The following is a 22,876-nucleotide window of genomic DNA, read 5'->3' as shown; positions in this document are numbered from 1 at the left end:
CGATACATCGCGTTAGGGTGTTGTCTCGTGCGGCTCGTCGATGTGGCCCACGCCACCACCCGGGCAGACCAAAACGTACAAACCCAGGCTTTGCGAAGGAACCCCTAAGACGCGGAGAAAACACATGCCAGGCGCCATCCATGCCGAAGGCCTGGTGAAGACCTTCGGCGATGTAAGAGCCCTCGACGGCGTGGACCTCGATGTTCCCGAGGGCACCGTCCTGGGTCTGCTCGGGCCGAACGGCGCGGGGAAGACGACCACCGTCCGATGCCTCACCACCCTGCTGCGGCCCGACAGCGGCAGAGCCGTCGTCGCCGGCATCGACGTGCTGAAGGACCCCGACGCGGTACGCCGCTCGGTCGGTCTCTCCGGCCAGTTCGCCGCCGTCGACGAATACCTGACGGGCCGTGAGAACCTGCAGATGGTAGGCCGGCTCTACCAGATGCGGTCCAAGGACGCGAAGGTGCGCGCGGCCGAGCTGCTGGAGCAGTTCCATCTCGCCGACGCCGCCGACCGGCCCGCAAAGACGTACTCCGGCGGCATGCGCCGCCGGCTCGACCTGGCGGCCGCGCTGGTGGTGTCGCCGCCGGTGATGTTCATGGACGAGCCGACGACCGGCCTCGATCCGCGCAACCGCCAGCAGCTGTGGGACGTGATCAAGCAGCTGGTCTCCGGCGGTACGACCCTGCTGCTCACCACCCAGTACCTCGAAGAGGCCGACCACCTCGCGCACGACATCGCGGTGGTCGATCACGGCCGGGTCATCGCCCGCGGCACCTCCGACCAGCTCAAGGCCCGCACCGGCGGGGAACGCGTCGAGGTCGTCGTGCACCAGCGCGAGCGCATCCCGGACGCCGTCGAGGTGCTGACCGGCTTCGGCAAGGGCGACACCGCCGTCGAGGAGCACACCCGCCGGCTCACCGTCCCCGTGACCGGCGGCGCCAAGCTCCTCGCCGAGGTCATCCGCGAACTAGACACCCGGGGCATCGAGATCGACGACATCGGCCTGCGCCGCCCCACCCTGGACGACGTCTTCCTCTCGCTCACAGGACATCTGGCCGAGGCGAAGGACGAGGCCGAGGACCACGGCGGGACCCCCGACACCAAAAGCCGGGGCCGAAGGAAGGAGGGGACGGGATGAGCATCGTCTCGGGCACCGTCCGGGTCGCACCGCCCGGCAATCCGATCACGCGGTCCCTCCGGGACTCACTGGTCGTCGCCCAAAGAAATCTGATCAGAATGTCACGCATTCCGGAGATGGTGATCTTCGGACTCATCCAGCCCGTCATGTTCGTGGTGCTGTTCAGCTATGTCTTCGGCGGCTCCATGAACGTCGGCGGCACCACGGATCCCGCTGTCTACCGCGAGTTCCTGATGGCCGGGATCTTCGCGCAGACCGTCACCTTCGCCACCGCCGGCGCCGGTGCGGGCATCGCCGACGACATGCACAAGGGGCTCATCGACCGCTTCCGCTCCCTGCCCATGGCTCGCGGGGCCGTGCTCACCGGACGGACCTTCGCCGACCTGGTCCAGACGGCACTCACCCTGGCCGTGCTGGCCGTGGTCGCCCTGCTCGTCGGCTGGCGCACCCACACCAGCATCGGCGAAGTGCTCGGCGCCTTCGGTCTGCTCCTCCTGCTCGGGTACGCCTTCACCTGGATCGGCGCGCTCATCGGTCTGAGCGTGCGCACCCCCGAGGCGGCCACCTCCGGCGGGCTGATCTGGCTCTTCCCGGTCACGTTCGTGTCGAACGCGTTCGTGGACTCCAGCCGGATGACGCCCTGGCTGCAGCATGTCGCCGACTGGAACCCGTTCAGCGCCACCGTCCAGGCCTGCCGCGAACTGTTCGGCAACCCCGGGGTGTCCCCGTCGGACGCCTGGCCCATGCAGCACCCGGTGTGGGCCTCGCTGATCTGGTCGGTCCTGATCATCGTCGTCTTCCGCACCCTGTCCGTACGGAAGTACCGCTCGGCGTCGGCGTGAGCCGCGACCGGCCCGGTGCACGACCGGGCCCCCGGCACCGAAAGGGGCGCCGGGGGCCGGGGGACGGGCGGGGATGCGCGATCAGCTCTGGTAGGGCACGGCCTTGAGGATCTTCACCGAGGCGAACTTGCCGTTCGGCAGTTCGTACTGCGCGTCCTGGCCGACCTTCTTGCCGGTCACGCCCGAGCCGAGCGGGGACTGCGGCGAGTAGGTCTCGATGTCGGAGCTGGCGTACTCACGGGAGGCGAGCAGGAAGGTCACGGTGTCGTCCTCGTCGCCGTCGAAGGCGATCGTCACGACCATGCCGGGCGCCACCGCGCCGTCCGCCGACGCCGGCGCCTCGCCGACCTTGGCGTTCTCCAGGAGCTGGGTCAGCTGGCGCACCCGGAGCTCCTGCTTGCCCTGCTCCTCCTTGGCCGCGTGGTACCCGCCGTTCTCGCGCAGGTCGCCCTCCTCGCGCGCGGCCGCGATCTTGGCGGCGATCTCCGTGCGCGCGGGACCAGACAGGTAGTCCAGCTCGGCCCTGAGCTGGTTGTACGCCTCCTGGGTCAGCCAGGTGACGTTCTCGCTGGTCTGGGTCACAGGTGCTCCTCGTAGGTACTGGGAATACAAAGCATCGCCCTACACAGAAGAATGTTCCTTCTCGAGTGGGCGAAACCACGAGCCTAACAATTCGGTGGCCGAAGGGGGAGGACATAAACCACAAGCGTTACGTCGGCGCAGGTCAAGGTTCCGAGTCGGAGAGGCGGGGCGGACCGGGACCCGAGGCGGGCCGGGCTTCAGCCGGCGTGGCAGCCCAGGAGTTCGGCCGAGGTGCCGCGAGAGGTCGTCCTCAGGGTGACGGTCGTGTCGATGTCCGTGGTGTTGGCGGCGAAGCGGAAGTCGGCGCGGCCGACCTCGGTGCCGTCCTCGGCCTGCGAGCGCACGGTGCAGTAGCCGTCGACACCGGCGTCCTTGTCGCCCCTGAGGTGCACCTTCACCGAACGCGCGGAGGTATCGAAGGTGTAGATCTCGACGCTGATCCTGTTGCCGGCCACGTAGTGGTAGGCGAACCAGCCGATGAGGACGAGAAGGGCGGCGCCGAGGACGCTGCCGATGACCTTGAGTCTGCGGTCGGCGCGCTCGTCCACGGAGCGGCCGTAGCGGCCCTCGGGAAGCCGCGTGCTCGCCGTCGTCATGGTCGTCCTCTCGGAAAGGGGCCGGGAGCGTGCCGCCCGGCAGGGCGTCCCCGCCTCGGACCGGGAATATCCCGCCCCCCGATGCCGTCACTATAGAAGCCCCCCGCCCAGCGCCTGACGGCCGCCCCGCACCGGGTGTCCGAGCGGGACGGCACTATGGACTCACCGGATCGCGCCGGGCCGAGTCACCGAAGTTCAGGCCGGGCGCCGAGTGACGAGGGAATGAGTCTTGACTGACCAGCTGCGACTGATGGCCGTGCACGCACACCCCGACGACGAGTCGAGCAAGGGTGCGGCCACCATGGCGAAGTATGTGTCCGAGGGGGTGGACGTGCTGGTCGTGACCTGCACGGGCGGAGAACGCGGCTCCATCCTGAACCCGAAACTGCAGGGCGACAAGTACATCGAGGAGCACATTCACGAGGTACGCAAGAAGGAGATGGACGAGGCCCGGGAGATCCTCGGGGTCGGCCAGGAGTGGCTCGGATTCGTCGACTCCGGCCTGCCGGAGGGCGACCCCCTGCCGCCCCTCCCCGACGGCTGCTTCGCCCTGGAGGACGTCGACAAGGCGGCCGGCGAGCTGGTCAGGAAGATCCGCGCGTTCCGTCCCCAGGTGATCACCACCTACGACGAGAACGGCGGCTACCCGCACCCCGACCACATCATGACCCACAAGATCTCGATGGTGGCGTTCGAGGGCGCGACGGACACCGAGAAGTACCCCGAGGGCGAGTACGGCGCGGCGTACCAGCCGCAGAAGCTGTACTACAACCAGGGCTTCAACCGCCCCCGCACCGAGGCGCTGCACCACGCCCTCGTGGCCCGCGGCATGGAGTCCCCCTACGGCGACTGGCTCAAGCGCTGGGACGAGTCCGAGCACAAGGACCGCACCCTGACCACGCACGTGCCCTGCGCCGACTTCTTCGAGATCCGTGACAAGGCCCTCATCGCCCACGCCACGCAGATCGACCCCGACGGCGGCTGGTTCCGGGTGCCGATGGAGATCCAGAAGGAGGTCTGGCCCACCGAGGAGTACGAGCTGGCGAAGTCCCTCGTGGACACCTCGCTCCCCGAGGACGACCTCTTTGCGGGCATCCGCTAGCCCTGGGGGACAATGCCAGGCATGAGCGTAAGCCTGGCAGTCACACACCTCGTCCCCCTCGCCAAGGAGCTGGACAAGGACAAGGTCACCCCCGGCGTCCTCGGCTTCATCGTCTTCGCGGTGATGGCTCTGGCCGTCTGGGGTCTGATGAAGTCCATGAACAAGCACATGGGCAAGGTCGACTTCAAGGAGTCGCCCGACCCGGACGCCTCCGTCGAGGAGACGGCGACGGAAGCGAGCGGCAGGACGACCCCGGCCAAGGGCTGACCGCCGGGCGACCGGCCGGCGCCGTGCCTCCGTGACACCGGCCGACGGCGTGACTCCGTGACACCGCTCAGGTGTCGCGGAGGCGCACGGCGTCCCGGAGACCCACGGGCGGCCCCGAGGCGGCGCGGCTGGGCGTCGGCGCAGGGCGTCCGCGAGGCAGCGCCCCGGCGGAGCGGAGCCCAGAGAGGGGTGTCCGCGCGTCGGCGTTCCGCGGCGCGGAGGCGCACGGCGCGGCCCCGAGGCGGCACACGGAGGCGCGGAGGCGCGGAGGCGCGTGAGCGTCGCTGTGGCGGCTGTCCGGGGCGAACCCTCGTTCTTCACCCGGGCCCGCCCGTCACCGGCACCCCCATCACCTCCCGCGCGTGCCGGTTCGGGACCATGCCGAGGGTCCAGGCACGCCAGCCGCTCTCCAGGTTCACGCCCCGCTCCAGCAGCAGCGCGTACGCCTCGATGTACTCGGTGAGCTTCTCGTCACGCAGCGGGTGGGCGGTGCGCGACAGGTGGGCCAGGTCCTCCTGGGCGACGGCGGTGCCGATCTCGACGCCGCCGGGCGCCGCGTACGGCAGCAGGGTGCACTTGAGGAAGCGCGCCCAGTCCTCGCCGCGGCGGTCGCCGTAGGACGTGAAGAGACGGGTCGCCTCCTCGCACAGATCCAGAGCCTGGGGGGTGCGGTTATTGCCGGCGTCCACCACGGCCAGCTCCAGACACGTCCACGCCTCGCCGTGGGCGACGCCGATGCGCTGGAAGTCCGCGCGGGCGTCGACGAGGAGCTGGCGGGCGAAGCCGGAGTTGCGCAGCGATCCCGTCTGGACCGCCCGCTGGTCGCGGGTGACACGGGCGGAGTGGTGTCTCGCGCAGGCCAGGCCGTAGACGTCGCGCATACGGGAGAACATCGAGCGCGAGCGTTCCAGTTCGCGCACCGCCTGGTCGAGGGTGCCGGTCTCCTCCAGGGCCTGGCCGAGGTAGTAGCCGCTCCAGGCCTCCCCACGGGCGTCCTCGTTGTCGCGGTGGCGGGAGAGGGCCTGGCGGAGCCCGTCGACGGCGGCGGAAGGATCACCGGCGACGAGACGGGCGCGGGCGAGCTGGGTCATGGACCACGCCTGGCCCCGCGTGTCGCGGGTACGGCCGAACAGGTCCAGGGCGGTGCGCAGTTCGCGCTCCGCGCGCGCCACCTCGCCCATGCGCAACAGCAGTTGGCCCAGCTGGAAGTAGGCCCAGCCCTCGCCGTGCAGGGACTCCTGCTGACGGTGGATGACCAGCGCGCGGGTCAGCAGGTCCAGGGAGTCCGCCAGATGGGAGCGGTCCCGTTCCACCGCCGCCAGGGCGTGCATCGTCCACGCGCGGTCCGCCGCCAGCTGGGGGGCCGACTGGAGCTGGAGCGCCTCCAGCAGCTTCTCCGCCGCCTCGGTCAGGTTGCCCTGGTGGTGCAGGGTGATGCCCAGGGAACACAGGGCACGGGCGGCGCCCGCGTCGTGGTTGGTCTCCCGGTAGAGGCCGACGACCGACGCGAGGGTCGTACGGGCCTTGTCCAGCTCGCCCAGCTGACGGGCCGCGATGCCCGTACGCCACTGGACCGAACGGGTCAGCAGGCCCTGGTCCACCGACTGGGCCAGCTCGCTCAGCTCACCCAGGCGGTAGAGGTCGCCGCGCAGCAGGCAGTAGTCGCACAGGGCACCGAGGAGACTGAGGACCGCCGCCTGGTTCACGCCCTCCGCGTGCCGCAGCGTGGCGGTGATGAAGCTGGTCTCGTCGTCCAGCCAGCGCAGCGCCTCGTCCAGGGAGACGAAGCCGTGCTGGCCGAAGCGGTCCGAGCGGGTCGACATGTTGCCGTCGACCAGCCGCAGGACGGAGTCGGCGAGATCGGCGTAGGTGACGATCAGGCGTTCCTGCGCGGCCGTACGTTCGCTCGGCTCCTCCTCGTCGAGAAGACGGGCGTGGGCGAAGGCGCGGACCAGGTCGTGCAGGCGGTAGCGGTTGCCGTGGACGTGGTCGATCAGGCCCGCGCGGGCCAGGGCGGTGAGGTGACGGGTCGCCTCCGTCTCGTCGGTGGCCAGCAGGGAGGCGGCCGCCGCCGCGCCCAGGGAGGCGCGGCCGGCCAGCGCCAGGCGGCGCAACAGCCGTCGGGAGGGGTCCGACTGGTCGGTGTAGCGGAGCCACAGGGAGCGTTCCACCGGCTCGACCGGGCCGTACGCGCCGAGGTCCGTGGCCAGCCGCTCCGGCGTGCGCGGGCCCAGCGACGAACCGGCGATGCGCAGGGCCAGGGGCAGGCCGCCGCACAGGTGCCGGATCCGGGCGACGGACGCGGTGTCGTAGGAGACGGACGCCGCCGGGGCACCCGCGGCCGGCACCCCGGCGGACGTGCCGGCGTGCGATCCCGCGGACGCGCCGGTCAGTGGCCCGGCCGACGCGCCTGCCGGCGATCCCGCGGACGCGCCCCCAGAGCCCCCGGACACACCCGCGGACGCGGCCGCGGACGGGCCCGCCGACGCCCGGGAGCTCGCCGCACCCGCCCCTGCCCCCGCCCGCAGTGCCGACGCGTCCTGCGCCGCCATGCCGAGCAGCTCCTGCGTGCCCTCACCGTCGAGCGCCTCGACGGGCAGATGGTGGATCCAGGCGGGGAGGTCGGCGGGCAGGGCGAGCGCGGAGCGGGCGGTGACCAGGACGAGGCTGTCGGAGCGCTCGGGGACGAGGACGCGGACCTGCTCGGGGTCGGAGGCGTCGTCCAGGACGATCGTCACCGGCAGGGCCGTCAGATGCTGGTGGTACAGCTCGCTGAGCCGTTTGACCTGCTGGTCCTGGGAAGTGCGCTCACGGAAGAGGAGCTGGTCGCGGGGGGCGCCGAGACGATTCAGCAGATGCATCAGCGCGTCCCGGGTGGAGAGCGGGGTCTCCTCCGGGCTGTCGGCGCGCAGATCGACCACGCAGGCGCCGCGGAAGTAGTCCCGCAGCTCGTGGGTCGCGCGCACGGCGAGGGCGGTGCGGCCGGAGCCGGGCGCGCCGTGCAGCACCACGACCGTCGGCCGGGTCTCGGTCTCGGCGCGGGCCGCCTGCACCCACTGGCGGATCTTCCCCATCTCCGTGCGCCGCCCGGCGAACCGGTCGTCCGACTCAGGGATCTGCAGGAACGACTGCTCCAGCACATTGCGCCGCCGCGCCGCCGCGCTCTTGTCGGCGCCGCGCAGCTGGGGGGCCTTCTTCTTCGGCGTGGAGGCGGCGAGCACGCGCTGCTGGTCCAGGAACGGCCGTATCCCGCGCACCTCCAGCGCCGTGAGCCACTGCAGCCGCAGCTGCTCGGGGCCGCCGGGCTGGCCGAGGGCACCCGCGCGGTGGTGGGCCGCGGGCACATGGGAGGCGGTGACCTTCAGGACGGTGGCCACGGCGCTCGCGATGCCGACGATCAGGCCCGTGCTCACGGCGGTGCCGGCGTCGACACCGAAGGAGAGGTCGGCCACGACCGCCGTCCCGGCGGCAACGCCCGCGACCAGCAGGGGAGTTCCGGCACCCTCCTTCGCGTAGCGCTGGCCGAAGGTGAGCCGGCCGGCCTGCGACTCGTCCAGTGCGCGGGTGTACGCCTCGTACTCCTCCGCGGCGTTGCGCGCCATCGTGTCCAGCGCGGCGCGCGCACGGCCCAGGAGCACCACCCCGTCGGTACGCCCGCCCGACCTGCGGACCTCCTCCTCGACCGCCCGGACCAGCAGTCCTTCGGCCTCCCCCCGGTGGCTGTCCCGCATCACAACGTCCCCCTTCGCCGAAACGGTTGCCTTCGGCCAGTGTGGGGCGGGGGGCGCGACTAATCGAGAGGGCGTGATCCCGTGCGGGGACCGGGCGCCGGGGCTCGGCGTGCGGAAGGGGGACGCGTGGGGCCGGGACGCGTGTCCGTGCCGAACTGCGATACCCGGGTACTGGGGAATGATGGTGACCATGGCGAATCGACTGGCCCACGAGACCTCCCCCTACCTCCTCCAGCACGCCGACAACCCGGTCGACTGGTGGCCCTGGTCGCCCGAGGCCTTCGAGGAGGCGCGGCGGCGGGGTGTGCCGGTGCTGCTGAGCGTGGGCTATTCGAGCTGTCACTGGTGCCATGTGATGGCCCACGAGTCGTTCGAGGACCGGGAGACCGCCGAGTACCTGAACGCCCACTTCGTCACCATCAAGGTCGACCGCGAGGAGCGCCCCGACGTCGACGCCGTGTACATGGAGGCCGTGCAGGCGGCGACCGGGCAGGGTGGGTGGCCCATGACCGTGTTCCTGACGCCGGAGGAGGAGCCGTTCTACTTCGGGACGTACTTTCCGCCGGCGCCCCGGCACGGGATGCCCTCCTTCCGGCAGGTGCTGGAGGGCGTGCGGGCCGCCTGGGCGGACCGGCGGGACGAGGTCGCCGAGGTCGCCGGGAAGGTCGTGCGGGATCTTTCCGGGCGGGAGCTGAAGTTCGCGGCGGTCGACGTGCCCGGGGAGGACGAGCTGGCGCAGGCGCTGCTGGGGCTCACCCGGGAGTACGACGCGGCGCGCGGCGGGTTCGGCAGGGCGCCCAAGTTCCCGCCGTCGATGGTGATCGAGTTCCTGCTGCGGCACGCGGCGCGCACGGGCTCCGAGGGCGCGCTGCAGATGGCGCGGGACACGTGCGAGCGGATGGCCCGCGGCGGTATCTACGACCAGCTCGGCGGCGGCTTCGCCCGGTACTCGGTCGACCGTGAGTGGGTCGTGCCCCACTTCGAGAAGATGTTGTACGACAACGCCCTGCTCTGCCGGGTCTACGCCCACCTCTGGCGGGCCACCGGCTCCGAGCTGGCCCGGCGGGTGGCGCTGGAGACGGCCGACTTCCTGGTCCGTGAACTCAGGACGAACGAGGGCGGGTTCGCCTCCGCGCTGGATGCCGACAGCGACGACGGCACCGGTTCCGGGAAGCACGTGGAAGGGGCCTATTACGTCTGGACGCCCGAGCAGCTGACCGAGGTGCTGGGAGAGGAGGACGGGCGGCTCGCCGCGCAGTACTTCGGGGTCACGGAGGAGGGCACGTTCGAGGAGGGTGCGTCCGTGCTGCAACTTCCGCAGCACGAGGGCGTGTTCGACGCCGAGAGGATCGAGTCGGTGCGGGAGCGGCTGCTCGCGGCGCGGTCGCGGCGCCCCGCCCCCGGCCGGGACGACAAGGTGGTCGCCGCCTGGAACGGGCTCGCCGTCGCCGCGCTCGCCGAGACCGGCGCCTACTTCGACCGCCCCGACCTGGTGGACGCCGCGATCGCCGCCGCCGACCTCCTGGTGCGTCTGCACCTGGACGAGCGGGCGCGGCTGGCGCGGACCAGCAAGGACGGGCAGGTGGGGGCCAACGCGGGGGTGCTGGAGGACTACGCGGACGTCGCGGAGGGGTTCCTGGCGCTCGCGTCGGTCACGGGGGAGGGGGTGTGGCTGGAGTTCGCGGGGTTCCTGCTCGACCATGTGCTCGCGCGGTTCGTCGACGAGGAGTCGGGGGCGCTGTACGACACCGCCAGTGACGCGGAGAAGCTGATCCGGCGGCCGCAGGACCCGACCGACAACGCCACGCCGTCGGGGTGGAGCGCGGCGGCCGGGGCGCTGCTGGCCTATGCGGCGCACACCGGCTCGGAGCCCCATCGGAGCGCCGCCGAGCGGGCGTTGGGTGTGGTGAGGGCGCTGGGTCCGCGTGCGCCGAGGTTCATCGGGTGGGGCCTGGCGACGGCGGAGGCGCTGCTCGACGGGCCGCGTGAGGTCGCGGTCGTGGGGCCGGAGGGGCATCCGGGGCGGCGGGAACTGCACCGGGCGGCGCTGCTGGGGACCGCGCCGGGTGCGGTGGTCGCGGTGGGCGCCGCGGACGGCGACGAGCTGCCGCTGCTGGCGGGCCGTCCGCTCGTCGGGGGCGAACCGGCCGCGTATGTCTGCCGCAATTTCACCTGTGACGCTCCCACGACCGATGTCGACCGGTTGCGGGCGGCTCTCGGGGTGGCCTCGACCGGCTGAAACTCGCCGGTCAGAGACCCGGACAAGATCGAACAACTATGGGAAAACGGGTCGGTGTGCGGACACATGCGACTACATGTTCCCTCGAACGGAAACACGGTTTTTATCGGAAGGGCTCCCCCGGTTCACAGTTTCCCCCTAGTCTCCTCACAGTGACGCGACGGGAGTAACTCCCCGCGCGTCAGGGGGTATTCGGATCCGGGGGGATCTCTTTTGCTGACGTCTGTCCTCATAGCCGTCGTCTCGCTCGCCTTGTTCTGGATGGCGGCTTTCACTCTGTGGTGGCAGATGCACGCGTGGCGTACGCCCGAAGTGCTCGCCTCCACCCGGTTCAGCAGACCGGACGGCGACGAACATGTCTCGTTCTCACTGCTGCTGCCCGCACGCCATGAACAGGCCGTGCTGGACCACACCATCCAACGACTGCTCGAATCGAGCCACGACCACTTCGAGATCATCGTGATCGTCGGACACGACGACCCGGAGACCACCGCGGTGGCCCGGGCGGCCGAGGGGCGCGACCCCCGGGTCCGCGTGGTCGTCGACCATCACGAGAAGAAGAACAAGCCCCGGGCCATGAACACGGCCCTGCCGCACTGCCGCGGCGACGTCGTCGGGGTCTTCGACGCCGAGGACCAGGTCCATCCCGAACTGCTGTCCCATGTCGACCACGCCTTCCGCACCACGGGCGCCGACGTCGTGCAGGGCGGGGTGCAGCTCATCAACTTCCACTCCAGCTGGTACAGCCTGCGCAACTGCCTGGAGTACTTCTTCTGGTTCCGGTCCCGGCTGCATCTGCATGCGCAGAAAGGGTTCATCCCGCTCGGCGGCAACACCGTGTTCGTACGGACCTTGGTCCTGCGGGAAGCCGGCGGTTGGGACCCCGACTGCCTCGCCGAGGACTGTGACCTGGGCGTACGGCTGTCGAGCGTCGGCAAGAAGGTCGTCGTCGCCTACGACTCCGACATGGTGACCCGCGAGGAGACCCCCGGCAGCCTGGTGTCGCTGATGAAACAGCGCACCCGCTGGAACCAGGGCTTCCTCCAGGTCTACCGGAAGCGGGACTGGAAGCAACTGCCCGGTTTCCGGCAGCGGTTGCTGGCCCGCTACACGCTGATGACGCCGTATCTCCAGGCCGTCTCCGGGGTGATCATCCCGCTCAACGTGGCCGTCGCCCTGTTCCTCGACGTCCCCGTCGGCGTCGCCTTCATCACCTTCCTGCCGGCCGTCACCGCGCTCGTCACCTTCGTGTTCGAGGTCGTCGGACTGCACGACTTCGGCCGGCAGTACGGCCTGCGCGTCCGGTTCACCCACTACGTCAAGCTGATCGTGGGCGGCCCCTTCTACCAGGTGCTCCTCGCCCTCGCCGCCGTACGCGCGGTGTGGCGTGAGCAACGCGGCCGCAACGACTGGGAGTTGACCAGTCACGTCGGCGCACATCTCGCGCACGTGGACCGAGAGGACGTTCCTGCGTGACCTCCACACTTCCCGCGGCGACCCAGACCGAGGTCAAGGTCCCCGCGCAGCGGACAGCTGCGCCCGCCACCGGTTCGACCGGTCGAACGACCGCGTCCGCTTCGCCTCCGCCCGCACCGACGCGGCTGCGCGACTCGCGCCCCGACCTGATCCTCTGCGGTCTCCTCCTCGTCGCGATCATGATCGTGCAGGGGTGGAACATCGCCGACTACCCGGCCCTCAGCGACGACGAGGGCACCTACCTCGCGCAGGCCTGGGCCGTGCAGGAGGGCAGGGGACTCGCCCACTACACCTACTGGTACGACCACCCGCCGCTCGGCTGGATCCAGCTCGCCGTCCTGACCTGGATCCCCGCCCAGCTCGCCCCCGAGTCGATGACCGTCGGCTCCATGCGCGTGGTGATGCTGCTGATCAGCGCCGCCAGTGCCGTCCTCGTCTACGTCCTCGGCCGCCGCCTCTCCCTGCCCCGCTGGGCCGCCGGCCTCGGCATGGTCCTCTTCGGACTGTCCCCGCTGTCGGTGGTGCTCCAGCGGGAGATCTTCCTCGACAACATCGCGGTGATGTGGACGCTGCTGGCGTTCTGCCTCGCCGCCTCACCGAACCGTCACCTCTGGCACCACTTCGGCGCGGGGCTGGCCGCCGCCACGGCCGTGCTCACCAAGGAGACGATGCTCCTCGTCCTGCCCGCCGTGCTCCTCACCATGTGGCGGCACAGCCATCGCGACACCCGGAAGTTCGCCCTCACCGGCGCGATCACCGCCTGTGTCCTGATCGGCGCCTCGTACCCCCTGTTCGCCCTGCTCAAGGGCGAGTTGATCCCCGGCGCCGGCCATGTCTCGCTGTGGGACGGCGTCGTCTACCAGATGAGCCGCCCCGGCTCCGGCTTCATCCTCACCGAGGGCACGGGCAGTCACGGCGTCCTGCAGTCCTGGCTGTACTACGACCGTGTCCTGCCCCTCGGCGGACTCGCCGGCGCGCTGCTGCTCCTGCTCACCTGGCGCTGGTCGGTGACCGCGCGCGCCCTCGCCGGCCCCGCCCTCGCCGTCGCGATCCTCGCCGGCATGGCCCTGCGCCCCGGCTATCTGCCCGCGATGTACGTCCTGCAGGCCCTGCCCTTCCTCGCGCTCGTCCTCGCGGGCGGCACGGCGAGCGTCGCCCACGGCATCCTGCGCAGAGGCCGGAGCGCGACGGAACCGCGCCCCCTGGTCTGGGCGCGCTGCACGGTCGCCGTCGCCCTGGCCGCCCTCGCGACGGCGTACGTGGCGCCCCGCTGGTACGACGGCAACCACACCGCGATGACGTTCAACGCCAACGCGCCCTACCAGAAGGCCGCCGCGTGGCTCGGACGTGAGGTCGACGATCCCGGGGACACCCGTGTCCTGGTCGACGACGCGCTCTGGCTCGACCTCGTCCACCACGGGTACGAGCCGGGCCTCGGCGTCATCTGGTTCTACAAGGCCGACCTCGACCCGGCGGTGACGAGGACGATGCCGCGCGGCTGGCGCGACCTCGACTACGTGGTGGCCTCCCCGACCGTCCGGCGCGACGCGGTCGACCTGCCCAACGTACGGCGCGCGATGGAGAACTCGACGCCGGTCGCCACCTTCGGCACCGGTGAGGACCGGATCGAGATCCGCAGGATCGTGGCCGGCGGCGACGACCGCGCACGGGGGACCGGGGCGACGGAAGACGAACGCGCACGCGGGACCGGGACGGAAGACGAACGCGCCCGCGACACCGAGGCCGCCGGGGGTGAGCGATGACCGGCGGGAGCTACGAGTCCACGGCCCGAGAGGAACTGGGCGACCCGGCCGTACGCGGCGCCGAGGTCCCCGAGCCCGGCGCCGTCACCATCGTCGTACCGACCTTCAACGAGTCCGCCAACGTACGGGAGTTGCTGCACCGCATCACGGAGTCGGTGCCCGGACGGCTGCCCTGCGAGGTCGTCTTCGTGGACGACTCCACCGACGACACCCCGGCGGTGATCGACCGGGTCGCGCAGGACTGCCCGTTCCCCGTGACCGTGCTGCACCGCGACGAACCGGTCGGCGGACTCGGCGGCGCGGTCGTCGAGGGCATCAGGGCGGCCGGCTGCGACTGGATCGTCGTCATGGACGGCGACCTGCAGCATCCGCCGTCGCTGGTACCGGAGTTGGTGGCGACCGGGGAGCGGTCGGCAGCGGATCTGGTGGTCGCCTCCCGGTACATCGAGGGCGGCAGCCGGGCCGGGCTCGCGGGCGGCTACCGCGTGGCCGTGTCCCGGGGAGCGACCTGGCTCACCAAGTCCCTCTTCCCACGCCGGCTGCACGGCATCAGCGACCCGATGAGCGGCTTCTTCGCGATCCGCCGCAGCGCGGTCACCGCCGACGTCCTCCAGCCGCTCGGCTACAAGATCCTCCTCGAACTCGCCGTGCGCAGCCGCCCGCGCCGGGTCACCGAGGTGCCGTTCGTCTTCCAGGACCGGTACGCCGGGGAGTCCAAGTCCACCGCCCGGGAGGGCTTCCGCTTCCTGCGCCACCTCGTCGGACTGCGCACCGCCTCGCCCGTGGCCCGCATGCTCGTCTTCGGGCTGATCGGCGTCACCGGCTTCCTGCCGAACCTGGCCGCCCTGTACGCCCTCACCTCGGCCGGCATGCACTACCTCCCCGCCGAGATCCTCGCCAACCAGCTCGGGGTCCTCTGGAACTTCCTCCTCATCGAGCACCTGTGCTTCCGCGAGCGGCGCAGGCACCGCAAGGGGTGGGACCGCGTCGGCCGGTTCGCGTTGCTCGCCAACGCCGATCTGGTGCTGCGCATCCCGCTGATCGCCCTGTTCGTCGCCCGGTTCGGGATGGGGGCGCTGTCCGCGACCGCGCTCGCCCTGGTGACGACGTTCGTCCTGCGCTTCGTGGCGACCGAGGCGCTGGTGTATCTGCCGCGGAAGGCGTCTCGCCGTCTGCCGCGCACGACATCTCGCCGTGGGGAGCGCGGCGAGCAGAAGCAGGCCGAACAGGAGCAGGCCCAGCAGAAGCAGGCCGAGCCGGCAAGGAGAGCAGTGTGAAGAACCATCCGATGAGCCGTCTGCGGGCCCGCTTCGGGGCCCGCCGCAGACCCGGGCCCCTGCCCAGGGTCAGACGACGTACCGCCCTGCTGGGGGTCGGGGCACTCGCCGCCGGCCTGCTGCTGGTCTCGCCGCAGTCCGCGTCCGCCGCCAACCTCGTCCAGAACCCGGGGTTCGAGACCGCCGGCAGCGACGGCATGCCGTACTGCTGGGAGAAGTCCGGCTGGGGCGACAACGACTTCACCTTCACCACGGTGTCGGGCGCCCACTCCGGCACCAAGGCCATGAAGGTCGAGCTGACCCGCCGGGTGTCCGGCGACCGCAAGGCACTCATCACCGAGTCGGCGGCCTGTGCGCCCCCGGTCACGGTGGGCAAGCAGTACGACCTGGCCCTCTGGTACAAGTCGACGACCCCGGACACCTCCGTCACCCTTTTCCGGCACGACACCACGGCCGGCTGGCAGTACTGGACCGACCTCAAGACGCTGGACATGGCCGGGAGCTGGACCGAGGCGACCGTCCGCACCCCCGAGATCCCGGCGGGCACCGACCGGATCACCTGGGGCGTCTCCGTCTACGGCACCGGCTCCGTCACCACCGACGACTACACGATGGACCAGGTCGCCGACCCCGTCCCCCAGCCGCAGTGCACGGGCACGCCGGACGAGTGTCTGAACGGCCGCTGGGACGTGCTGCCCACGCAGAACCCCGTCCGCTCCATGCACTCCGTCGTCCTCAACAACGGCAAGGTGCTGCTGATCGCCGGCTCCGGCAACAGCGAGCAGATGTTCGAGGCGGGGACGTTCACGTCCGCGGTCTACGACCCGAAGAACGGCACGTACAAGCAGATCCCGACCCCGGACGACATGTTCTGCGCGGGCCATGTGCAGCTGGACGACGGCCGTGTCCTCGTCATGAGCGGGAACAAGGCGTACCCGGTGGCGGGCGGTCACGGCTACGAGGGCTACAAGGACTCGTACGTCTTCGACCCGGTCACCGAGACGTACAGCAAGACCAATGACATGAACGACGGCCACTGGTACCCGTCGGCGACGATCCTCGGCAACGGTGACGTCATCTCGTTCGGCGGTCTGCGCGAGGACTCCACGGGGTCGGTGACGGCCGAGTTGTGGTCGGACGCCGAACAGAAGTGGCTCGAACTGTGGAAGGTCAACCAGACCTGGTCGTACTGGGGTCTGTACCCGTCCATGATCCTCATGCAGGACGGCCGCCTCTTCTACTCCGGCAGCCATGTCTTCGGCAACAACATCCCCGGCACGGGCAGCGCCCTCTACGACTACGGCGCCAACACGATCACGTCCGTCCCGGGCCTGCAGAACAAGGACCAGCGTGACCAGTCCGCGAGCGTGCTGCTGCCTCCCGCCCAGGACCAGAAGGTCCTGACGCTCGGCGGCGGCAACATCGAGTCCAACCCGGAGGCGAACCGTCTGACGGACGTCATCGACCTGAAGGCCGCGAACCCGGCGTACGTCGCGGGCCCGCCGATCCCGCAGGGCACGGTGGACCTGGGCAACGGCAAGGTCGCCCAGACGGGCAACCAGGGCAAGATGTACGTCTCCGCGGTACTCCTGCCCGACGGCAAGGTCCTGGAGACGGGCGGCGCCCTGCACAACCGGGCCGACCCGGTCTACGAGTCGTCGCTCTACGACCCGGCGACCAACACCTTCGACCCGGTGGCGGCGGACCCGGAGGAGCGCGGCTACCACTCCTCGGCGTTCCTGCTCCCCGACGGCCGTGTCATGACGACGGGTGACAACCCCGGCAACGGCTCCTGGAACCACGACGTGTCGGTCTACACCCCGCCGTACCTCCTGAAGGGCCCCCGCCCGAAGATCACGTCGGTGATCGACAAGGAGTGGGTGTACGGCGACACGCAGCGGATCACGGTGGACCGGCCCATCGTGAAGGCGGAACTGATCCGCCCCGCCGCGGTCACGCACTCCTCGGACCCGAACCAGCGGTTCGTGGACCTGCCGTTGTCCGTCGACGGCAACAACATCGACCTCAACGTGACGAGCAACCCCAACCTGGCGCCGCCCGGCTGGTACATGCTCTTCGCGGTCGACGCGAACGGCGTCCCGTCGGTCGCGGAATGGGTCCACCTCCAGGGCCCGTCCGCCCTGGCCGTCGCCTCCGGTGACGCCCCCTCGGCCCACGTCCACGACTTCGCGGACGCCCCGAAGGGCAAGGTCACGGGCCCGCAGAAGAAGACCAGATCCAAGAAGGTCAGCCCCACGATCTCCGGCTGCGACCGCCACTACGGCTCGGCCAACGTCTGCGTCCCGACGGCCTTCCCGGCGGAGGTCGGGAGGACGACGGCGGCCCGCTGCGCGTGGCTCAAGAAGAACGACTACGGCCGCCTGAAGGTCAACGGCGGGGACGACCCACTGAAGCTGGACCGGGACGGGGACGGCGTGGCGTGCGGGAAGGGGGACGTACGACGCCGCTGACGCGCAGCGGCCGCGCCCCGGACGCGGCTCCCTGAGGCCCATGGCCCCGCACTCGGCGGACATCCGTCGGGTGCGGGGCCTGGTCGTGTGCGGGGGCGCGGGGGGCGGTCGCGGGCATCGTCAGATGGCCTGCCCGGTCAGCTTGCCGGTGGCCTGCTGCTGGACGGCGGCCGAGCGGCGGAGGAAGTCGAGGATCACGTCGAGCTGCTCATCGGTGTAGCCGGCGTACAGCGTCTCCAGGCCGGTGACGAAGTCGGCGAACAGGGCGCCGAAACTCGCCACGTGGTCCCGGTCGATCTCGACGATCACCCGGCGGCCGTCGGCCTGGTCCCGCGTCCGGCGGACGAATCCCTTGCGCTCCAGCCGGTCGACCAGCCCGCTCACCGACCAGTCGGCCGCCACGCTCTGGTACCACCCGCACCCGCACGGGCGGACCACCCGGCACCTGTACCGCTGCGTGGCCGGCCTGGTCCTCGTCGACGACCCGACGACCCGACGACCGGACCGGACGGACTCCCGCACCGGTACGGCGTCGACGACATCCCGGTCATCGTCCAGGACAAGCGGTTCCACGCCGACAACCGACTCGACGAGTCGGGGCCGACGATGAGCGGCGCGGGCCCGCTCGGTGACACCGTCAGCGTCAGCGGCACGCTCACGCCGTACGTCGACGTCACCACCGAGCACGTGCGTCTGCGCCTGCTCAACGCGTCCCGCACGCGGGTACACCGCTTCGGACTGACCGACGGCCGGCCGTTCGCGCTCGTCGCCACCGACGGAGGGCTGCTCGCCGAGCCCCACCGGGCGGACCGGGTGTCGCTGTCGCCCGGCGACGCGCCGAGATCGTCGTGGCATCGGCGGCGGGCGAACGGCTCGTCCTGCGCAGCCACCCTCCCCGACTCGGCCTCGACCCCCTGGAACCGGCGCCTCGCCGGCGGGGACGGCACCCTCGACATCCTCCAACTCCGCGCGGCGTGACGCCTCTTGCCGTCGCCGCCGCTGCCCGGGCGGCTCGCCGACATGCCCCGGATCGACCCTGGCGGACGCTCCAACCCATGAAGCGGTCCCCCGCCGCACGGCAGCCGCCACCCGCTCGTCCGGCATCAGGAGACCTTCACGAACTGCTGTTCCTGTCGCCTCTGTTGACGTACCTCGGGGGTGAGGAGAGAGGCACCGACGAGAGTGCTGCTGATCTCCTCGGCCGTGATGCCGGGCAGGTCTGCCTTTCGCGCCCACGAGCATCGGGCTCTACGACGCCGGGCGCTCGCGAGGAAGGCGGCCCACATCTCGGGAGAAGGGTGGGGGATCGACAGCTCCTCGACGCTGATCGGCCCGGTGTCCGCCTCCTGTGCCGCACGGTCGGAGACGGGTGCCCCGAGGAACACCGCCCTCACTCGTACACGTGCGCGTGAGGGAAGATGCATCGTCGGTCTCCTTGTCGGACCGGCGCTGTCCCGGGGCCGTCGCGAGCGGTCGCCGGGGTTACTCCCGTATGGCGCACGTGGGCAGGGGGCGGATCTCCGGGTTTTGCGGCGGCTGCCGTCAGGGACTGGCTTTCGGCGTCGGGTCCTCGTCCGGTTCCTCGGTCGGCTCAACCTCCGGGGGTGCGGAGGAGAGGTCATTTTGGTTCTTGACCGCCTTCACCCACCGGTCCGACATGGTGGACTGCCCGTTGCCGTCAGCGTCCGGCACGCCGGGGGCCGGGGCCTCGGTATCAGGGATCAACTGGTCGCCATAAACAGGAATCAGCGTGTTGAATCGCTGCTCCTCATGATAATTCGTGGCGAACAGGTAACGCTTTCCCACTTGCAGTAGGTTGTCGCCCTCGGGAAGGACAAGGGTTCCTTCATCGGTGGTGCCACCCTGCTGGTTGACGACGATGGTACCGGTGACATCTCCCTTGAAGACGCGCTGCACTGCGACCGCGAACTGGGTCTCGGGGCCCATGCCAAGGTCCTTCTGGCCCTTCAGGGCCGTGACCTTTCCGTAGAAGAGATCCTGGGCGCCACCTGCAAGGTTCTCGTCCACGGAGAAATCGACGTCGTACGTCAGGTGCATCTCTTCGGTCTCGGGAACGTTTGGCTCGTATTCGTTCCAGTAGACAGTGGCGCCGATGCCGCCCGCACCTAGAATCACGGCTGCGGCTGTGGAGATGATGATGGCCTTTTTCTTGATCATTGATCAGTCCCAGAGGTCGTGGTATGCCTTGCGGTCAGTTGAGGTCGGCCGAGCGTTTCCGGGGATGTAGCCGATGGTCTTTGACATGAGTGTTCCGTTGACCTTGTGGGAAAGGCCGAGCGCATGGCCGAGTTCGTGCGCGGCTGCTTTCCTGCGCCAACCTTTCTTGCCGTATTTCTTTCCATTGTCCAGAAAGTGCTTGTTCAGGTATATTCTGTCCGCGCCTGGTAGTCCACCCCAGGCGCCAACCCATTTGACATCGCTGCGGTTCTCGTCGCGCCACTCAAGGTCGGTGATGGTGTCCCACTCATCCGGAGCGATCTTGATGGTTGTCAAGTTGTACTTCTTATTGTTCCAGGCGGTGTGCGCCCATTTCCGAGCGTCATCGAACTTCGTCTCGTCCTCCCAGCGGATCTCTTTATTGTCCACTGATGAATTGCCCCGGGAGTCGGCGGTGGCGGTAGTGGCGTGACCGAGGACTGTGAGTGTGGCGACAGTGGTGCAGAGCACCACTGTACGAAGAGGGGTCCTGTTTGTTCTGACCTGACGTGTCCTGTCCAGCCCTCGTGGAATGTGGCGTCTCATGTGATCTCCCCTTTCACTTCAACTGCGTCGCAAATCCCGTATTCCGGGAGTGGGCAAGGTGAATATGTAGTATTGATTCCAGCGATCCGTGTTACGTGAGATAATGTGCGATCCATGGAAAAGGCGCGTAGATTTTCAGGCCCTCTATGTGTCTGATGGCCCCGTTCTGGACGCTGATCCATCGTGTACGGACCGCACCCCCTGGCGATTCCTTCTTGTCGCAGTGCTCTGCGTGGAACGCGCGTCCATCTAGTCATCGGCGCTCTATGTACCCCCTTCCGTGTGCAGCTGGCGGCCCGGGCCCGTCCGTGGACGTTTCGCTGATCGCGGTCGCGCTGTCCTTGGCGTGCCCATCACTGATCGTGAACGGGGGCTGTCCAACCCTATGTCGCAGGGATGTCTCCAGCCACGGAATTCAGCTGTGGTCAGGGTCACGTCAAGCGGGCGCTCTTTGTCAACCTGTCACCTGCACATGTCAGTTGAACCGGCTGTCTGGTAGCGCGGGTCATGGGGGTAGATCGATGTGGGGGTGTCCACGGGCTCGGCGGGTGGTGACACAGTGTGCGTAGTCGTTGGTTCGTGGCGCTGCGGAACCCGAAGGTGGCGCGGAGACGAACTTGATCGCACGACTCATGCCGCCGCTGCCGGCGTTGCTGTGACCGGTGTCGATAACGCGGCGATCGTATGACACCAAACAGAGCGCGATGATGGTGAGCTCTCAGGGGCTCTGTGGTTCTCGTGGTCCGTCAGAGACTGCCGATGAGGGTGCGATGCCTGAGAAGTCATCTCTTTTGGCTGCCTCGGTAGGGCGTGCTTCGTGGCGGGGATCGTTGAGTGGCTGATGCCGGACGAGTTGTGGAGTATTTCCAGCGGGTGGTACCGGAGGCGCCCTCTCGGCCTCAGGGCGGTGGCCGCCGCCGGCATGGCGGCCGTGAGGTGCTGGCCGTGATCGTGTTCATGGCCACGTCGGGCCGCACGTGGCAGCAGTTGCCCGCTGCGTCGTTCGGTCTGTCGGGGGCGACGGCTCACTGCCGATTTGCCGAGTGGTCGAAGGTCAGGGTGCGGGCCAAGCTCCATCGCCTGGTCCTCGACGAGCCCGGCTCGCGCGACGAGTTGGACCGGTCCCGCTGCGCGATCGACTCGGTGAGCATGCGGGTCCGGCGCCCTCAGATCCCGTCGCCGGCGGGCCCTGAAAAGGGAGACCTGACGGGCCCGCCCCGCTCACCCCGCCCGCCCCCTCAACGCCTCCCGCACGATCGCCTCCAACTGCTCATGATGCGCGCCCTTCCAGTACGCCCGGCCGCAGGCGTCGCACTGGGCGAAGACGTCGTAGGACTTCTGGGTACCGCCCTCCAGGCGGTCGGCGACCTGTTCCTTCGTCGCCGGTTTCAGGAGGCCGTTGCAGGCCGTGCAGCGGGTCCAGGGGTGCAGGTCGGGGGCGAAACGGGCCAACACGTCGGCCAGTTGCTCCTCCGGGTGCGTGCTGTAGACGTACGCGCCGGCCCACAGTTCGCGGCGCCGCAGCAGGCCACGGTCGCGGCTGAGGAGGACCCGCTGTTCGGTGGCGGAGCGGGTGGCCAGGGCGGGGTCGCCGATGTCCGTCGACTCGTAGGCCGTGTCCACGCCCAGCAGGCGCAGGCGCCGGGCGAGGGTGCCGAGGTGGACGTCGAGGAGGAACCGGAGCGGGGCGCCGGGGACGCGCTGGGGGCGCTCCACCGGGCGTACGGTCACCGACTCGCCGTGCGCCGGGATGTGGGACACCGCGACCTCGTGGCCGTCGACGACCAGCGCGCCCACCTCCGTCAGCGGGATCCCGAGGGACTCGACCACGTGGCCCAGGGTCGAGACCCCGTCCGTGGCCAGCAAGGTCGCGCCCGCACGGCGGCCATGGGGCACGAACAGGGCCAGTTCGGGGGCGACTTCGATGTGGATCTCGGCGGCTCTCACCTGGTCAGGATGGCACGGGGGAGGGGCGCGGGTTCAGGGAATTTCCCTCGGCAGGCCGTGCTGGAGCGTGGTCAGGGTGCGGTCGACGAGCTCGGCGAAGTCGTCGCGGTGGCCGTTCTCGGCCCAGTAGAGGGACGCCTCCAGCAGGCCGCCGATCAGGGACATGGCGTAGACCCGTACCTCCAGGCTGTCCGGGTCCCGGCCGGTGCGTTCACCGACGGCGGTGCAGAGCATGCGGCCCGTCACCGACATGCTCTCCATCATGCGCGAGCGCACCGCGGGGACCTGGACCATCAGGCGTGTGCGCAGCCGCGCCACCGCCGCGTCCTCCTCGACGCCCGTGCGGATCGCCTCGCGCATCACGTGCCGGATGCTGTCCGTCCAGGGTTCGTCCGCCGGCCGGGCCCGCAGTTCCTCCATGAGGACCGGGTCGAACTCGTCGGTGAGGACGATGTCCTCCTTGGTGGGGAAGTAGCGGAAGACGGTCGACGGCGACACCTCCGCCCGGTCGGCGATCTGCTCGATCGTCGTGGCGTCGTAGCCCTGCTCCTCGACCAGCGCGTAGGTCGCGGCACGGATCGCCTCGCGGGTCTTGATCTTCTTCCGCTCACGGAGACCGAGCGCGGGGCGGTCGGCGGGGGTGGCGGTGGGGGTGCGGGGGCGTGCGGCCGTCATGCGG

19 protein-coding genes and 1 pseudogene are annotated in these 22,876 nt (G+C 70.0%); 11 read left to right on the top strand and 9 right to left on the bottom strand.

The window, feature by feature from the left end:
* The first annotated feature begins 124 nt into the window (after positions 1 to 124).
* Both ACFU5F_RS11900 and ACFU5F_RS11895 read left to right on the top strand, forming a co-directional pair.
* Positions 125 to 1,141: an ATP-binding cassette domain-containing protein gene (locus ACFU5F_RS11900; protein WP_383885481.1), complete on the top strand. Its 1,017-nt coding sequence runs from the start codon at positions 125 to 127 to the stop codon at positions 1,139 to 1,141.
* Positions 1,138 to 1,983 (top strand): ABC transporter permease, encoded by an 846-nt coding sequence (locus ACFU5F_RS11895; RefSeq protein ID WP_383885478.1) that lies wholly within the window; start codon positions 1,138 to 1,140, stop codon positions 1,981 to 1,983. Before ACFU5F_RS11900 ends, ACFU5F_RS11895 begins: the two co-directional genes overlap by 4 nt.
* Before the next feature lie 81 nt (positions 1,984 to 2,064).
* On the opposite strand, the gene greA is transcribed toward ACFU5F_RS11895, so the two are convergent.
* Entirely contained in the window at positions 2,065 to 2,565 is a 501-nt protein-coding gene (gene greA, locus ACFU5F_RS11890; protein ID WP_013001180.1) for a transcription elongation factor GreA, read from the bottom strand.
* 197 nt (positions 2,566 to 2,762) lie between these two features.
* On the bottom strand, positions 2,763 to 3,161 hold the full coding sequence (locus tag ACFU5F_RS11885; RefSeq protein WP_383885475.1) for a DUF4307 domain-containing protein: 399 nt from the start codon (positions 3,159 to 3,161) through the stop codon (positions 2,763 to 2,765).
* Between the two features lie 250 nt (positions 3,162 to 3,411).
* Between ACFU5F_RS11885 and mca the strand changes: the two genes are divergently transcribed.
* Both mca and ACFU5F_RS11875 read left to right on the top strand, forming a co-directional pair.
* The gene (mca, locus tag ACFU5F_RS11880; protein ID WP_383885596.1) at positions 3,412 to 4,263 is read left to right on the top strand and encodes a mycothiol conjugate amidase Mca; all 852 of its coding nucleotides are present in this window, start codon (positions 3,412 to 3,414) and stop codon (positions 4,261 to 4,263) included.
* Positions 4,264 to 4,284: 21 nt separating this feature from the next.
* Positions 4,285 to 4,530, top strand: coding sequence for a hypothetical protein (locus tag ACFU5F_RS11875; protein ID WP_383885472.1), 246 nt, complete (start codon positions 4,285 to 4,287; stop codon positions 4,528 to 4,530).
* A gap of 317 nt (positions 4,531 to 4,847) precedes the next feature.
* On the opposite strand, the gene ACFU5F_RS11870 is transcribed toward ACFU5F_RS11875, so the two are convergent.
* On the bottom strand, positions 4,848 to 8,261 hold the full coding sequence (locus ACFU5F_RS11870; protein WP_383885469.1) for a tetratricopeptide repeat protein: 3,414 nt from the start codon (positions 8,259 to 8,261) through the stop codon (positions 4,848 to 4,850).
* 190 nt (positions 8,262 to 8,451) lie between these two features.
* On the opposite strand from ACFU5F_RS11870, the gene ACFU5F_RS11865 reads away from it, so the two are divergent.
* The 5 genes from ACFU5F_RS11865 (at position 8,452) to ACFU5F_RS11845 (ending at position 17,487) form a co-directional block, all read left to right on the top strand.
* Positions 8,452 to 10,500, top strand: a complete 2,049-nt coding sequence (locus tag ACFU5F_RS11865; protein ID WP_383885466.1) for a thioredoxin domain-containing protein — start codon at positions 8,452 to 8,454, stop codon at positions 10,498 to 10,500.
* A 213-nt stretch (positions 10,501 to 10,713) separates the two neighbouring features.
* A complete protein-coding gene (locus ACFU5F_RS11860) occupies positions 10,714 to 11,976 on the top strand; it encodes a glycosyltransferase (protein WP_383885463.1) in 1,263 nt (420 codons plus the stop codon).
* Entirely contained in the window at positions 11,973 to 13,739 is a 1,767-nt protein-coding gene (locus tag ACFU5F_RS11855; protein ID WP_383885461.1) for an ArnT family glycosyltransferase, read from the top strand. Before ACFU5F_RS11860 ends, ACFU5F_RS11855 begins: the two co-directional genes overlap by 4 nt.
* The gene (locus ACFU5F_RS11850; protein ID WP_383885458.1) at positions 13,736 to 15,016 is read left to right on the top strand and encodes a glycosyltransferase; all 1,281 of its coding nucleotides are present in this window, start codon (positions 13,736 to 13,738) and stop codon (positions 15,014 to 15,016) included. The genes ACFU5F_RS11855 and ACFU5F_RS11850 overlap by 4 nt, the downstream gene beginning before the upstream one ends.
* A gap of 11 nt (positions 15,017 to 15,027) precedes the next feature.
* Positions 15,028 to 17,487 (top strand): galactose oxidase-like domain-containing protein, encoded by a 2,460-nt coding sequence (locus ACFU5F_RS11845; RefSeq protein ID WP_383885593.1) that lies wholly within the window; start codon positions 15,028 to 15,030, stop codon positions 17,485 to 17,487.
* A gap of 120 nt (positions 17,488 to 17,607) precedes the next feature.
* Here ACFU5F_RS11845 and ACFU5F_RS11840 read toward each other — a convergent pair whose 3' ends face one another.
* Positions 17,608 to 17,889: a MarR family winged helix-turn-helix transcriptional regulator gene (locus ACFU5F_RS11840; RefSeq protein ID WP_383885455.1), complete on the bottom strand. Its 282-nt coding sequence runs from the start codon at positions 17,887 to 17,889 to the stop codon at positions 17,608 to 17,610.
* A gap of 204 nt (positions 17,890 to 18,093) precedes the next feature.
* Between ACFU5F_RS11840 and ACFU5F_RS11835 the strand changes: the two genes are divergently transcribed.
* Positions 18,094 to 18,465, top strand: a complete 372-nt coding sequence (locus ACFU5F_RS11835) for a hypothetical protein (protein ID WP_383885452.1) — start codon at positions 18,094 to 18,096, stop codon at positions 18,463 to 18,465.
* 125 nt (positions 18,466 to 18,590) lie between these two features.
* Here ACFU5F_RS11835 and ACFU5F_RS11830 read toward each other — a convergent pair whose 3' ends face one another.
* From ACFU5F_RS11830 to ACFU5F_RS11820, 3 genes are all read right to left on the bottom strand, one after another.
* The gene (locus ACFU5F_RS11830; RefSeq protein WP_383885449.1) at positions 18,591 to 18,911 is read right to left on the bottom strand and encodes a hypothetical protein; all 321 of its coding nucleotides are present in this window, start codon (positions 18,909 to 18,911) and stop codon (positions 18,591 to 18,593) included.
* Positions 18,912 to 19,029: 118 nt separating this feature from the next.
* Positions 19,030 to 19,665 (bottom strand): hypothetical protein, encoded by a 636-nt coding sequence (locus ACFU5F_RS11825; protein ID WP_383885446.1) that lies wholly within the window; start codon positions 19,663 to 19,665, stop codon positions 19,030 to 19,032.
* 3 nt (positions 19,666 to 19,668) lie between these two features.
* Complete coding sequence (locus ACFU5F_RS11820; RefSeq protein WP_383885444.1) at positions 19,669 to 20,250, bottom strand: matrixin family metalloprotease; 582 nt, start codon at positions 20,248 to 20,250, stop codon at positions 19,669 to 19,671.
* A gap of 834 nt (positions 20,251 to 21,084) precedes the next feature.
* On the opposite strand from ACFU5F_RS11820, the pseudogene ACFU5F_RS11815 reads away from it, so the two are divergent.
* Positions 21,085 to 21,315 (top strand): annotated as a pseudogene (locus ACFU5F_RS11815) (transposase); the annotation flags it as partial.
* A 156-nt stretch (positions 21,316 to 21,471) separates the two neighbouring features.
* Here the strand turns inward: ACFU5F_RS11815 and ACFU5F_RS11810 are convergent.
* Both ACFU5F_RS11810 and ACFU5F_RS11805 read right to left on the bottom strand, forming a co-directional pair.
* Positions 21,472 to 22,197, bottom strand: a complete 726-nt coding sequence (locus tag ACFU5F_RS11810; RefSeq protein ID WP_383885442.1) for a Mut7-C RNAse domain-containing protein — start codon at positions 22,195 to 22,197, stop codon at positions 21,472 to 21,474.
* Positions 22,198 to 22,230: 33 nt separating this feature from the next.
* Complete coding sequence (locus ACFU5F_RS11805; protein WP_383885439.1) at positions 22,231 to 22,872, bottom strand: TetR/AcrR family transcriptional regulator; 642 nt, start codon at positions 22,870 to 22,872, stop codon at positions 22,231 to 22,233.
* Positions 22,873 to 22,876 lie beyond the last annotated feature (4 nt).

This window comes from Streptomyces sp. NPDC057438 (assembly GCF_042802995.1).
GTDB lineage: Bacteria > Actinomycetota > Actinomycetes > Streptomycetales > Streptomycetaceae > Streptomyces.
The sequence above is the reverse complement of the archived record's forward strand: the minus strand, read 5'-3'. Positions and strand labels throughout refer to the sequence as shown.